We start from the raw sequence: 14360 nt of genomic DNA, 5'->3' as shown, positions 1-14360 counted from the left end.
ATAGGCAATCGGCACGGTATTTGCTGCTTTTTCTTATATTGCAGACGTAACGCCCAATGCACCCACTTTTAATGGATCCGCTATGACCAATGTTTCTGAACCTCAAGGCAATGCCTTAACGCTTGAACAAGCATTTGAGCAGGGCGTTAGCTTGTATCAGCACCAGAAAAAAGAAGAAGCTCGTGAGGTCTTTGAGCAAATACTGCAGCTGGCTCCTGACGCCGTACCCGTGCTCCAAGTGCTTGCTGTGCTTGACGTTGAGAAAGGGAATTGGCAAGAAGCTCTATCTAAACTTGATAAAGCACTAACAATTGAACCGGGTGATGGCTCCCTGCTTTTTGATAAAGCTCAGATACTGCTGCAACAAGGCATAAACAAAGAAGCGCTTGAGATAGTCGACAGTTTGTTGTCCGTCGCCCCTGAACATCAAGACTTGCTGACCATGCGGCAACAGCTTACCGCAGCAATCGGCAATGTGGGTGAAAGTCGCCGTACGGCAAAGTATCAAGCCAATGTGCAGTCTCAGACAGCCAACGCTATCGATGCCGAAGTACAGGAAACCTTAACCCTTGCCGATAAGTTTTTCGCTGAGGGTAATAAAGAGCAAGCTAAACAGCTCTATCAAGCAGTGATCAGTGTTGCAGGCGACGAGCCCAAAGCACTACTGGGGTTAGCTAAACTTCAACTTGGTGATGAAAACTTCGGGCTCGCTCGACAAACACTGCGTCGCGCTTTTGATGCAGAGCACTCTGACAACGAATTCTTTATCTTGCTGAGTCACTGCGAAATTAAGTTAGGTGAATACAAAGCAGCGAGAGATATTTGCCGACAAGGTTTAAAACACTGGCCTGATAATTCTTTGTTGTGCCGACTACTGGTGCAAAGCTACGAGAAAGATGCCAATTGGCTAGAAGCCTATCGCATCGCACTTGAATTCAGCAGACAACATCCGAATGATGCCGACTTACGATACCGACTCGCCACCGCGAGCTTCAATTTATTAAGATCACGCCATAACTTCACCACCGCTGCCATTCTTGATTGCCAAAAACACATAGAAACCGCATCGGGTCTGGCGAAGGAAGAAAACCAACAACGTCTATCGCTCTATCTCGCAGAAGTGCTCTGGTATAAAGGCGAAGCTCTCGCATCAAAAGCGTTGCTTGAAAACCACATGCAAGCATTCCCTGACGACATTGAAGCAGGGTTTAATGCCTGCTTTGTTTATCGCACTTTGGAAGAGTGGGAAAATTACTATCGAACTAACGAGTTGGGTTTGGCCTGTGGCCGTCGATTACGCTACCAAGGTGCACTGCCTCAATGGAACTTAGCCCGCCCTAAAGACGACATTGTTTTAGTGATGCCAGAGCAAGGTGTTGGGGATGAGATCCTTTACTTCCACAACCTCAAACTGGTGTTAGAAAACAGTAAGAAAGTCTATGTGGCCTGTGACCCTCGTCTTGAACCTATTCTGAGTCGCGCTTTCCCAGAAGCCATCATTGTGCCGATTAAGCGTATCGATCACCAAGATATCGACATACCCAAAGCAGTGATGGATGACATTACTAGCTGGGTAGCTGGCGGCAGTTTGGCAGCCATGTGCTATCAAACATATGGGCGTCATGTTTACCAAGCCGCATATATCGACTTAAGCCAAGCGGTGTCTGAACACTGGCAATCTCACCTTGATGCAATTCGCGAAGCCCATCCCAATAAACAATTGATTGGTCTTTGCTGGCGAAGCGGCCTTGCCGCAGCGACTCGAAATATTCACTATTTGATTGCAGAAGAAGTCGCACATCTGGTCAAGCAGTTTCCGAATGCCACCTTTATCAACCTTCAGTACGGTGATTGCACGAAGGAACTGAAAAAGATAGCCAAACGCGCTGGCGTTGACGTATTACAGTTAGAAGGATTGAACCTTAGGGATGACTTCGAAGGCACTGCCGCTGTCATCAAACACCTGGATGCTGTCATCACAGCTGGTACAGCCGTTCATCGACTCACTACCGCCGTTGGCACACCTTGCCATGTTTTCTTTGCAGGGCAAAAGGATTCGGATTACTCGAAACCACAACCACTGTATTGCGACAATGAATTTGGCTATTTCTACCCGCCAATGCTGGAGAACAAGTACCCGTTGCTGGAGTCTATTGTCCGTCAGATTCAAAAAAGCTAGCGTGCTAGCTCAACACTACTGTTGCTCTAGAACTGCTGCTCTAGGACTGCTGAGTAGACGTTTATTGAAACGCAAAAGGTCAGCATTCGCTGACCTTTTTTGTTGAAGGGAAATCGCTTAGGCTTCTGCCGCCATGTTGACAGCACATGGCGGACGACGCGTTTCCCTTGCAGAGACAAGCAACAACCCAAAGGCCATCGTTCCTGCCACCAGCATCACAAGGAACACACTGTGATAGTTATGAAGCTCGGCCACAACACCCACGGTCACGCTCGACGCTAGGCTCGCAATCATGATCGCATTGTTAAACAACGTCGTCGCAACACCCATCTGGTTTGGCATTTTGTTTTGAATAACAACCATGCCAAGGCTTGCACTGATACCAATGGCGAAACCGTTCAGCAACTGCAAGGCATAGATTTGCCACAATGCTTCCGCATTAAACAACAAGCCGTAAAACGCACTCGCAGAAATCGCACTCAGCACCATTAATCGTTGCGGTGCCACTTTGGCCGCCCAAAGGCCCGCCAATACCATCACAGGAATTTCAATAAATGCAGCCAGTCCTAGAATTTGCCCAGCCACAGAACCGGCTAGCTCCAGCTCTTTGGTGACATACAGCGGTATCGACATCACGTACATGTTATTTGCAAAAAAAAGCATGAACACCGCAATCAAATAAAGAGGCGCACCAGGGACTTTCCGCCAAGACTGACGAACTTCCGTAACACTATTGGTCACAGTATCTTTCACCTTGTTTGACGGGAACATACGCCACACGATCAGTACAGAAATCACCATGGTCGTTGCTGCAAACATAAACGCGCCATTAAATCCCACAGCATCATAAAGGATGAAAGCCAATGGCGGACCAATCACCCAAGACAACGACAACATGGCACGCATCAAGGAAACAAACAGTGTGCTCTTATCACCCAGATTTTTGTCCGCAAACTCTCGCCCTACGGCAAACGTTTGTGGCATCGCAGCAGCAGTAAAACTCGCAATGAATATCATCACCGCCAATGCCAGATAAAAATCGCGGATAACCATAAAAAGCGCCATCACAACCACAAAAGTACTCTGTGACAACATAATGATTTTACGGCGCTCCCAGCCCAAATCAGACAGTTTGGCAATGCGCTGTGACACGATCACACCGCTGAAAATAGAAACAGCCAAAAACACGCCCATTTGTAGCGGCGACGCATTCAATCCATCGACAACAAAGATCCCTAAAAGTGGATAAAAGAAGCCACCACTTAACCCGCTAAACAGGCTAACAAGCAAATAGCTGAGCGGCGCTTTCTTGGTTAAAAAACTGACATAGTTTTTCATCATTATCTCTCAGTAATCGTGAGTTTTCGGTTTCAACTTACGGTGCAGTTTAGGGACAAATATGCATCTCATGTGATATCTATCGCGCAACCGCTGATACTATTCATTCAAATTCTTTTAACTCACTGACAATCTGAGTAAAAGTATGTGTATTCCAAGCCTTTATCCATTGAGACAACGCCATGCGGCCAACCATCGAGCGCGTCCATAAAGCTGTCAGCCCTAGCTGGCACTTTGCTGACTACCAGTGCACAGAATCTAAGATTGGCGTGCAATGTGACTGGCACTATCACGATGAAATTGAACTGGTGCTGTATTTCGATCCCCTCAACGTATCACCGGGAAAAATCATCATTGATGACTACATTGGTGAGGCATCAAACAACAATGCTTATCTCACCGGCCCCGGCTTACCGCACATGCTGACCTGCGTCGCTTCCACGGCCACGCCGGAAACGCCAAGCAGCTCTCATGTGCTCTGGCTTGATCAGTCTTGGTTACAATCCTTGATGGTCACCGTGCCAGCAATGTCTGCCGTCAGTGATTTATTGGTACGCGCCAACAAAGGGCTGAAATTGTCCAAAGCAACATTCGATGCTTTGTACCCTTTAATGAATGGTGCGTCGCAACTGAAACCCTCCGCGCAGTTTGTGCGGGTGGTGGAAATCCTTATGCTGCTTAGTGAAGACAAATCAGCGCAAACACTGACCTCTCGCCCCTTCTGCTTTTACGTGGCGAAAGATACGCCAATTTTCGACAAGCTAGAAAAAGCGCAGCAGTTTATCGCCGACCATTACAACACGCAAATTTCTGTTGAAGATATGTGTAAACATCTCCACATGAGTGAGAGTTCGGTCTATCGCATGTTCGAAAAGCACTTCGCCGAAAGTTTCTCCGATCATTTAAAAAATCACCGTTTGGGCAAGGCGTGTGAGTGGTTGATACGCTCAAACATTGCGGTTTCTGTTGTTTCCGAACAAGTGGGCTTTACTAACTTGTCTAATTTCAATCGTCAGTTTCGCGCAGCGAAAGGGATGACGCCGACGACATTTCGTCGGCTATTCAGATAGGGAGATAAAGAGTGACGTTGACCTTAAATGTAGTTAAACAAGGTCAAGTCTTTGGCTTTTGAAAATGCTTGCTGCGACGCTTGCAATGCCAGCAAGTTCTCATTCATTTCGATCACCGCTGTGGAGTAATCCAAATCTTCCATGGTGCCCAGTGAGCGATTCAGCACCAATTTGAAATCTCGATGCATGCTCTCTTGACGATCTAGAGTCGTCAAACGTGTACCCACTTCAGAACGTACTTTGTTCAAATGCTGAAAGGCCGCTGAAAATTGTTCAGTCACTTGGTGCAGCTCAGCAGTCGCTGATGCATCAAAAATGCTCTCATGAGACAAATCGATGCCTCGTTTAAACGCATCAAAGATGTTGAAAGAGTCTTGACGTTCTAATGCAATCGTATCTCCGTCTAGCATTTCACCCTCAAAGCGCATACTCAAGGTGCCAAACTGAATACCATCTTGAGGGCTATACATACCAGAGCTGACTACCGCTCCATTTTGCATAAGCTCGTATTGTGTTTGCCCATTGTCATCAACATTAAACGTCACGGCATAATCAGAGATATCGGTATCATTGCTGTTCGTCGCGTTAGAGAGCAACAACAGAGATCCACTTTCAAGTTCGTACTCAGGCTGATAGTCCCCAAACGGGTTTTTGATCTCCATGAACACTTCATCGCCTGGGTCGCTCGTTTGAACTTCAACGGCTGGGGCCACTTGCGCTGTACGGTGATAGCTATCCCCGGCGTAACGAACGCTACCCGCTCCGTCACGATAAAACGGTTGCTTACTCGATTGCGTACCCGCAAACAAGAAGTTCCCTGATTCATCTTTCGCGTTGACCAAATTCATGAAGTTATCGTAAAGGCCTTTCAAATCTTGACGGTGCGCTGTTCTGTCATCGTCAGACAACGAACCGTTAATCATTTCCATGGTTTTTCGTTTGGCGCTATCCGTCAATTGCTCTGCGTCATCAATAGCAATTTCAGCACGCGTTTGGCGGTTTCGGGCTAACGTGATGGAGTCAATGTACTGATCAAGTTGCTTGTCTTGTTGGCTAAAATTCTGAATATAGATAGATGCAACGGGGTCGTCTCCAGAGGTCAATACGCGCTTACCCGTCGCTAACTGATCTTGGTTATCCTGCAATTTTACCTGCTGACGCATCAGGTCATTCGACACTGATTGATAGTTATGAAAACTGGCAATGCGGCTAATCATCACTCACATCCTTATCGGGTTGCATTTAGCAGGGTTTCAAACGTTTCATTTGCCGCCGTCATGATTCGAGACGACGCCATATACGCGTGCTGGAACTTCATCATATTGGCTGCTTCCTCATCAAGGTTGACCCCTGAGATTTCGGCAACACGCCCTGATGCCGCATCATGCTCAACACGGCTAACATCCTCAAGACGAACAAAAGAGGCTTTTTGCACCCCTAAATCGGTGTTGAGACCTTCGTACACATCGATCAGGCTCGAACGTCCGCCATCCATCATTTTTTGAGTCTGCAATTTCTGCATACGGATCAAGTTACCGTTTTCGCCGTCAGCAGGAACAAGGCTGACCGAGAAAATGTCTTCTGGTGCAGCCCCTCCAGTCAATTCAAACACTGTCCCATTCACATTCACGGGTGTGTTTGGCGGGTAAGACTGTGGAGAGAGCAAAATGTTACCTTTCATATCAAGAACGGCAAACTGAGAAGCATCCGGTGAAATAGCGACCTGAAATTCTTGCTGTGCGCCGGGCTGGAGGATTTTCAAATCCCCTTGTCCGGTTAATTGTGACTTCGAACTGACGTAGCTTTGTGCGGCAATTTTTGCCGAGTCTTCCATCGTCACGCCAATTTGGCCTGCCGCTTGACGCACAGGTCGAATGATCACTCGTTCACCCGCCGCTAAGCCGGTGTCGAGTTGGATGTTGAGGCCATCAACACTGATGGTCGGTGGTGTGCCTGATGGCGCTACCGACATGGTGTTTTTGTCGGGATCAACCAAGGTGTATTGACTGCCGTCGTACTTTAATTGGTAATCTCCAATCTTAAGTTTCGACAAATCACCGATATACACTTTCATGTCTGCGGTAGAGTCCGGACTTTTTATCACACGATCTCGAGCGATATCTTCACTGTTGAAATCCACAAAAATATCGCTACCTACATTACCGCTAAGATCGTAACCTTGGCGCTGGAGATCGTTGATTGACATAGCAAAACCTGCAGCCAATCGCCCAAGCTCATCACGCGCTTGCCCCAATGTCTTATCGCGAAACTCAAACATGGCGCCAAGCTTGCCGCGTATATCGTCGTTATCAATCGGTTTTAGTGCTTTACCTTCAACCAAGGCTAATCGTCGTTTCTGATGATCCGGCACACCAGGAACGGTGCGAAGTTCACTGGAGTGAAGGCCAGAAACCAAGGTGTGACCGCTGCCAATAATGACATTGTAAAGGCCATCATCTCTTTGGTTGATGCTCACTTGGGTAAATTCGGACAACTCATTGATCAAGCGCTGATGGCGATCTAGTAAATCGTTGTCGACCGATTGGCTTTTCAACAACGCCTTATGAATATCAACAATCTCGTGACCAATGTCATTCATACGGGTCAAGGTCGCATCAATTTCAACTGTGGTATCCATTTCCTGCGCTTGCAGTGCCGTGTTGATGTCATTCAAACCTGCAGACACAAGACGAGATTTCTCTAACACCACTTTACGTGCCCCCATGTCACTCGGGCTATCGGTAAGACCTTTAACCGCACCGTAAAACTCATTCATGTTCTCTGGTATTTTTTTAGCCGAATGCGACATCATGTCATCAAGCATAGTGAGCTGGCTGTTGCGAGTCGCGGCATGAGAAAGCGAAGAAGTGGCAATATTGAGTTCGTTGACAGCAAATTTGTCGTAGTTACGCCTAACGGCAGCAGCATGAACGCCCTGCCCCCATTGGTTAGCAGACCAATAGGCAGAATCATTGGAGCGCTGCTCAACGGACTGTCGGCTATAGCCTTCAGTATTCACATTCGAGATGTTGTGACCCGTTGTATTGAGTTGACGCTGTGCTGTTAATACGCCCTGGGAACCGAGCGATAGCAGATCAAACCCCATTCTGCCTCCGTATGCAAAAATGCATAACCTACAAAAAGTGTGTATTGACCTTTTAATTCAAGAATCATGCCATGATATTTATTTCTTATTTATCTGATAGATAGAATAAAATACTGGCAATAATGATGTAATTTATTCAAAGACTGGCAAGAGCTTGCCGTTAGGAGGAGAGCCAAGTCCACAAGCCAAAAGAAAATTGCGGCAGTAAATCGATACCCGCCAAGGATTTGAGTATATATAACGCGACGATCCCCATGGAAAATAGGGCAAAACTACCCACAAGCAGTAAGATGACGCGCCATGCATTCGCTGCTGTTTGTTCGGCTCTCGATAATTCACGTCGGTTGCGACCAAACAGCAATACCAAATAGTAATTCCAACCGAAGCCACCCAGCACAGTGCGTATGTCAACAACATGGCTAGCCTTTCCTCGCGTGCCATACATCAACTTCACTTGCAATAGCTGCGATTCAGTAAACGTTGATGCCACATCTGCCGGAATTTTCTCTAGAAAGGAGCGAATAAAGGGATCACGACGAAGAGAGCCAACTTCATTGAGCGATTGCTTGGCTTCAATTCGCTGTTTATCAGGCTCAGATATACGTCGTTGGGGTTCCGTCATCAAGGGATTCCTATTGTCGGCGGAGGTAACAATCAATAAGAGTGTAGTTGCTTATTGTTGCATAATCCCTTTCACACGATCAAAAACACTCATCACTTTGTCTGAATACTGTGGATCGGTTGCATAGCCTGCTTGGTGCAAACCGCGAATAAACGATTCCGGCTTTTCAGTACTTTGCAGTGCCGTTGAATACCTAGGGTTCTTGTTCAGGAAGCGAACATAATCATTAAAGCTATCCTCATATGACGAATATGCACGGAATGATGCCATTTCCTGAACCGGAATATCATTGTGGAACTCTAACGTTTGAGTGGCCACTTTGCTGCCCTCCCAACGCGGATCAGCTTTGATGTTAAACAGGTTGTGGCTGCTGCCTCGTGCATTCGCAATCACTTTCTTGCCCCAACCTGTTTCAAGCGCTGCTTGCGCTATCAAAATCGCAGGGTCAGTCCCCAACGCTCGAGCTGCTTTTTGCGCATAAGGCGTTAGCCGTTCAACGAATTCATCTGGCGTTTCAAAGGGTTTGCTTTCTGCCACTTTTGGGGCGGCATTTCTTTGTGCCAACATATGCGGGCTGGGAATCAATGCCTCTTCTGTTGGTCTATCAAGCAGATTGAAAGTATCTTCCGGTTGCGCATTGGGATTTTTTTCTGCCAATGGCAGCGCTATCGGTGGTACCTGCCCCAGTTGAATACGATCACTGGCGGTATTCTCCCCCGCATCCATCGGCTCACTGCCTTGTGATCCTTTAAATTGCTGAACAATCAAGTCAGCAAGCCCCAATGAACCTTCACGAGACAAGGCACTGGAAAGCTGCTCATCAGCCATTTGTTCGTAGAACTTGGAGGTACGGTTATCAACGAGATCAGACTCGAACGCTTCGTTAGCTTGGCGCATAGACTTAAACAGCATCTGCGTAAACAAAGCTTCAAACTGCTCTGCCGCTGCACGCATTGCATCATCCGATTGCTCTCCACTTGCGGCTTTTTGACGCAGGATATCTAAACGGCTGATGTCATGGATAAATCCAGTATCTAATGGTGTTTTCATGATCAAATCACTATCAGTTGGCCATCAATAGCGCCTGCTTGCTTCAATGCTTGCAAGATCGCCATCAGATCAGAGGGAGCAGCACCCACGCCGTTCACGGCACGAACGAGATCGTCCAAAGACACCCCTGGCTTGAAGTGGAACATTCGTCCATCTTCTTCTGTCACTTCCACACCTGAATCTGGAACGACAACCGTTTCTCCCCCCGAGAAAGCACCCGGTTGACTCACTTGTAAGTTTTCATTGATCGTGACCGTCATACCACCATGGGTGATCGCAGCAGGGCGAAGGCGCACATTTTGCCCAACAACAATGGTGCCAGTTCGGCTGTTGACGATAATTTTTGCAGCGCCATCTGCGGGTTCAAACTCGAGATTTTCAATCGTCGACAGAAACGCAACACGCTGAGATAGATCACGAGGTGCTCTGACGCGAACGGACATAGAATCCATGGCTGAAGCCGTATTTGGCCCTAAGAAACTGTTGATCGAGTCAGACATGCGCTGCGCTGTCGTGAAGTCAGATTCAAATAAATTGAATGTAATGTGGTCGCCACGACCAAACGGGCTAGGCACTTCTTGCTCAACCGTTGCGCCATTGGTAATGCGCCCTACTGTCGGTGTGTTTCCTACAATGGACGAACCATCAGCACCTTCTGCACTGAAGCCACCCACAATCAAGTTACCTTGAGCGATGGCATAGGTTTTTCCATCAAGACCTTTCATAAAGGTTTGAACTAAGGTACCGCCGCGTAAGCTTTTCGCTGAGCCGATAGAAGACACGGTAATGTCAATCTTTTGACCCTGTTTCGAAAATGCGGGCAGTTCGGCACTCACAGCTACCGCCGCGACATTTTTTGTTTTTGGTTTAGTGCCCGCGGGTAACTGGATGCCAAAGTTTTTCAGCATCGCGTTAAAGCTTTGATCGGTAAAAGGCGTGCTTTCTCCTGTACCTGCAAGGCCAACCACCAAGCCGTATCCGACCAACTGGTTGCTACGCACACCAGCGACTTCCGACACATCTTTAATGCGAGCAGCTTGGGCAATAGGGCTTGCCAGTACAGTAATCAATAAAAGCGTTAGCCAATTTTTCACGTCAAATCTCCGACAACGTCACTACGTTTACAGAACAACATTGAAGAATCGTGCCAACCAACCCTGATCTTGCGTATCTTGTCGATCGCCGGTACCAGAATATTGAATGCGAGCGTTAGAGATTCTCGTCGAGGCAACCGTGTTTTCTTGGCTAATGTCATCCGGACGAATAGTGCCGCTCAAGCGGATATATTCATCGCCCGTGTTTAGCGTCAGCCACTTTTCGCCACGAATGATCAGATTGCCATTGGACAGCACATCCACCACTTCCACAGAAATTGAACCACTAATGCTGTTGCTTTGGTCTGCACTGGTAGAACCGCTGGTTGAATTGTCATGGCTTGACGCATAAGAAAGGTTAGATTCACCAATGGTGACCTCTTTCCCGCCCATTTCTAACGGGTCCATACTCAAGTCACTGGATTTAGCGGCATCACTACTGGCGCTCTTTTTCGCCTGCGTTTTTTCTTCCAACAGCACGGTGACAATATCGCCAATACCACGCGGTTTGGTGTCATCATAAAGATCTTGTGCCTGAGCTACGCTAAACAATGAGCCAGTTGCAGTGGTGTAATGTTCAGGTTGACGAGTAGGATGAAGCGGCGCCCAGCTTGGATCGCCAGCGATCGCATCTTCGCGATTACGCAGCAAGCCAATTAAACCATCACCGCCTTGTTCAGTATTCCCTTCAACCGCATCGGTCTCTGTGGTGCCTTGAACAATGTCACTCTGCGCAAGCAGGGCTTCTTCGTTTATCAAGCCGCAACCCGATATGGTCGCTAACATCAAGCCTGTGATCAGTAATTTCTTCATCCTAGCTCTACTCCCTTATAGCTGCTGGTTAACGTAGCTAAGCATTTGGTCGACCGATGAAATCACTTTGGAGTTCATTTCATACACGCGTTGTGCTTCGATCATGTTAACCAACTCTTCAGTTACGTTGACGTTGGATGTTTCCAGCATGGATTGTCGAATGCTGCCCAAGCCATCGATACCAGGGACACCCTCTTGCGGGTCGCCACTCGCGCCAGTTGGCAAGTAAAGGTTTTGACCGATTGGCTCAAGGCCACCTGGGTTGATGAAATCGACAGTAGTGATCTGCCCAAGTACCGCATTAGCGGTTTGACCACGAAGCCTTGCTGAGACTTCGCCATCTGTTCCTATGGTCACTTGAATCGCATCTGGTGGAACAACGATTTCTGGCTCAAGGGCATAACCCGCACCCGTGGTCACAAGCACGCCTTCGTCATTCAAGGTGAACTGACCGTTTCGCTGGTAGCCAATGTTGCCATCAGGCAGTAAGACTTGGAAAAAACCGTCACCCTCGATCATCATGTCCAAGGCATTGTTGGTCGTTTGCGCATTACCGTTCGTGTGAACACGCTGCGTAGCGACCACTTTCGCACCCGCCCCCAGCATTAAACCACTCGGCAATTCCGTATTCTGAGAAGACTGACCACCCGGCTGATTGATGTTTTGATAAAACAAATCTTCAAATACCGCGCGAGATTTTTTAAACCCCACGGTTGAGGCATTCGCCAAGTTGTTCGAAATGGTCGAGATATTGGTCTGTTGTGCGTCTAGGCCGGTTTTACTTACCCATAAAGCTGGATGCATGCTAATTCCCTCTTAATTAACCCATGCGCAGCAAAGAATTAGATGCTTGATCCATTTCCTCTGCAGTCTTCATTAGTTTTACTTGCATTTCAAAGTGACGCTGAAGGTCGATAAGACCTGTCATTTCACTGACGGCATTGACGTTACTGCCTTCTAATGCACCAGTAAGAAGGGTGACACCTGCATCCGCGGCATAGTTAGTACCGGGGTTCACAGGTTTGAATACACCATTCTTGTCTTTAAATAATTCAGCGTTATCAGGACGAACCAGCTTAATGCGGTCAACTTCTTCCATCGCGTCTGGTGGTGCGCCTTGCGGCAATACAGACACGGTGCCATCCGAACCAATCTCGATTTTTGACACAGGGAGCGGAAGAAAGATCGGCGCGCCACTTTCGCCAAGGATCAAATGCCCATGACCATTTTGCAGCATGCCTGTTTGATCAACTTTTAAGTTGCCGACCCGGGTGTAACCTTCTTGCCCGGTTCCATCGAGAACTGCCAGCCAACCGTCACCTTTTACCGCAACGTCAAGTTCACGACCTGTGGTAATGGTGGAACCTTGTGCAAAGCTGTGCCCTGGGCGCTCTGTCATGTTAAACACACGCGTCGGCAGGCCTTCACCATATGCTTGCATCGCACGGGCTTGTTCTAAATCTGCTCGAAAACCCGTGGTACTTACGTTTGCCAAGTTGTTGGCTCGTAATTGAAGGGCTTGCATGTCTTGTTTTGCGCCACTCATGGCAAGAAATAGTGCGCGATCCATAAAGACGTTCTCCTGTCGCTTATGAATCATTCAAAGCAAGAAAGGTGCCAATATGTAGATCTTCGCATTTACAAGAGGTTAGTGTGATTTTTGAACGTTCCATTCAGGAAGAATGGCAAAAGTGAAGGGCGATTTAGGAACAGATTTGCCGCCCAAGTATCGGGCGGCAAAAGAATGAAGACGAACCAATGAACAAATACGTGAAATTAACGAATCTGAAGAATGGTTTGTTGCATTTGGTTACCCACTTCCAATGAACGCGAGTTCGCTTGGAAGTTGCGCTGTGCCGTAATTAAGTCCACCAGCTCTTGAGTCATGTCGATGTTCGATTGCTCAATCGTACCGCTCTTCACTTGACCAAACGCACCCTGCATCGCTTCGCCCCATACTGCTGCACCAGACTGTTGCGTCACTTTCCACTGGGTATTGCCCGCTTGTGATAGGCCTTGCTGGTTTGATACACGAACCATTGCCACTCGGCCCAACGCGACATTTTCACCGTTGCTGTAGGTTGCCATAATGGTACCTTTCGGATCGATATCCACTTTTGCAAGGTAGCCTGTGGTCGCGCCATCTTCAGTGAACTTACGCATTTCAAATGGAGATGCGTATTGTGTTGGGTCATCAAAGTTGAGTGTCAGTGATTGCGTGCCATCTGCGCCATTCATTTCGAGACCAGCACCGTTCGCACCAAGTTCTACCGTTTGAATAGGCTGACCACCATTCACATTGTTCACAGAGCCATCACTATTAAATTCTAACGAGTGACCAACGTGACCCGTGGCATTGGTAAACTCGCCCGCAGCTAGGTTTACTGGTTTTTCGCCAGTAGGATCAGTTGCTGTGTAGTAAACCGCCCACTTGTTCGGTGTCACATTGTCTTTGACGTAGTAAGTGGTGAGCTTATACGGCTGACCCAGTGAGTCAAAGATGGTTGCTGATGTTGCTTTGTTATACGTATCAGGGTCTTCGGAGTTGAACAGCGTCGGATCTTTCTCTTCACCGCCTGCTGGTAAGTTCAAGCCAATATCAACATTTTCCGACGCGCGTGGCTGACCAAATTGATCCGGCACATTCAGGGACTTTGGCTCAAATGAACCCACTTGCAAGGTTTCATTGTCGACATTGTAGCCAAGAAGAAACTGCCCTTCGGAGTTCACGATGTTATTGTTTTTGTCTAAATGGAATGCGCCGTTACGCGTCAGCTGGTTTGTTTGTGTCGCAAGGTTGTCGTTTGCCACCGCAAAGTAACCATTACCACTGATTCGTAGGTCAAGCGGATTATTGGTATAAATGCTTGAACCTTCATGGAATTGCTGTGCAACGATAGACGTTTGTACGCCACTACCTGTTGTGGTTTTCGCGTTCGAGAAAATCGACGCGGAGTAGACATCACCGAATTCAGCACGCGACTCTTTAAAACCAAAAGTGTTGGCGTTCGCAATGTTGTTACTGGTGGTGTTCATGTCTTTTTGAGCTGCCGCTAGGCCACTCAGTGCGATATTCAATGCCATTGCT

12 protein-coding genes are annotated in these 14360 nt (G+C 47.6%); 2 read left to right on the top strand and 10 right to left on the bottom strand.

Features of this window, described 5'->3' with window-relative positions; all coding sequences use genetic code 11:
• Positions 1-82: 82 nt before the first annotated feature.
• Entirely contained in the window at positions 83-2179 is a 2097-nt protein-coding gene (locus tag L4D06_RS00525; protein WP_429737497.1) for a tetratricopeptide repeat protein, read from the top strand.
• Between the two features lie 117 nt (positions 2180-2296).
• Here L4D06_RS00525 and L4D06_RS00520 read toward each other — a convergent pair whose 3' ends face one another.
• Positions 2297-3520 (bottom strand): sugar efflux transporter, encoded by a 1224-nt coding sequence (locus L4D06_RS00520; RefSeq protein ID WP_274163372.1) that lies wholly within the window; start codon positions 3518-3520, stop codon positions 2297-2299.
• Between the two features lie 179 nt (positions 3521-3699).
• On the opposite strand from L4D06_RS00520, the gene L4D06_RS00515 reads away from it, so the two are divergent.
• Entirely contained in the window at positions 3700-4587 is an 888-nt protein-coding gene (locus L4D06_RS00515; protein ID WP_429737496.1) for an AraC family transcriptional regulator, read from the top strand.
• A 23-nt stretch (positions 4588-4610) separates the two neighbouring features.
• Here the strand turns inward: L4D06_RS00515 and flgL are convergent, their stop codons facing one another.
• The 9 genes from flgL to flgE all read right to left on the bottom strand — a co-directional run bounded on the left by flgL (position 4611) and on the right by flgE (position 14356).
• On the bottom strand, positions 4611-5804 hold the full coding sequence (flgL, locus tag L4D06_RS00510; protein WP_274163374.1) for a flagellar hook-associated protein FlgL: 1194 nt from the start codon (positions 5802-5804) through the stop codon (positions 4611-4613).
• 11 nt (positions 5805-5815) lie between these two features.
• On the bottom strand, positions 5816-7693 hold the full coding sequence (gene flgK / locus L4D06_RS00505) for a flagellar hook-associated protein FlgK (protein ID WP_274163375.1): 1878 nt from the start codon (positions 7691-7693) through the stop codon (positions 5816-5818).
• Between the two features lie 160 nt (positions 7694-7853).
• A complete protein-coding gene (locus L4D06_RS00500) occupies positions 7854-8315 on the bottom strand; it encodes a hypothetical protein (RefSeq protein WP_429737495.1) in 462 nt (153 codons plus the stop codon).
• A gap of 51 nt (positions 8316-8366) precedes the next feature.
• Complete coding sequence (gene flgJ, locus L4D06_RS00495) at positions 8367-9365, bottom strand: flagellar assembly peptidoglycan hydrolase FlgJ (protein ID WP_429737494.1); 999 nt, start codon at positions 9363-9365, stop codon at positions 8367-8369.
• A gap of 2 nt (positions 9366-9367) precedes the next feature.
• A complete protein-coding gene (locus tag L4D06_RS00490; RefSeq protein ID WP_274163378.1) occupies positions 9368-10459 on the bottom strand; it encodes a flagellar basal body P-ring protein FlgI in 1092 nt (363 codons plus the stop codon).
• Positions 10460-10486: 27 nt separating this feature from the next.
• Positions 10487-11272 (bottom strand): flagellar basal body L-ring protein FlgH, encoded by a 786-nt coding sequence (flgH, locus tag L4D06_RS00485; RefSeq protein ID WP_274163379.1) that lies wholly within the window; start codon positions 11270-11272, stop codon positions 10487-10489.
• 15 nt (positions 11273-11287) lie between these two features.
• Positions 11288-12076: a flagellar basal-body rod protein FlgG gene (flgG, locus tag L4D06_RS00480; protein ID WP_028024756.1), complete on the bottom strand. Its 789-nt coding sequence runs from the start codon at positions 12074-12076 to the stop codon at positions 11288-11290.
• A gap of 16 nt (positions 12077-12092) precedes the next feature.
• Complete coding sequence (locus tag L4D06_RS00475) at positions 12093-12842, bottom strand: flagellar basal body rod protein FlgF (protein WP_274163380.1); 750 nt, start codon at positions 12840-12842, stop codon at positions 12093-12095.
• A 206-nt stretch (positions 12843-13048) separates the two neighbouring features.
• Positions 13049-14356, bottom strand: a complete 1308-nt coding sequence (gene flgE / locus L4D06_RS00470) for a flagellar hook protein FlgE (RefSeq protein ID WP_274163381.1) — start codon at positions 14354-14356, stop codon at positions 13049-13051.
• Positions 14357-14360 lie beyond the last annotated feature (4 nt).

The sequence above is a fragment of the Enterovibrio makurazakiensis genome (assembly GCF_050336585.1).
Lineage (GTDB): Bacteria > Pseudomonadota > Gammaproteobacteria > Enterobacterales > Vibrionaceae > Enterovibrio > Enterovibrio gelatinilyticus.
This window is presented reverse-complemented; position numbering and strand designations above follow the sequence as displayed.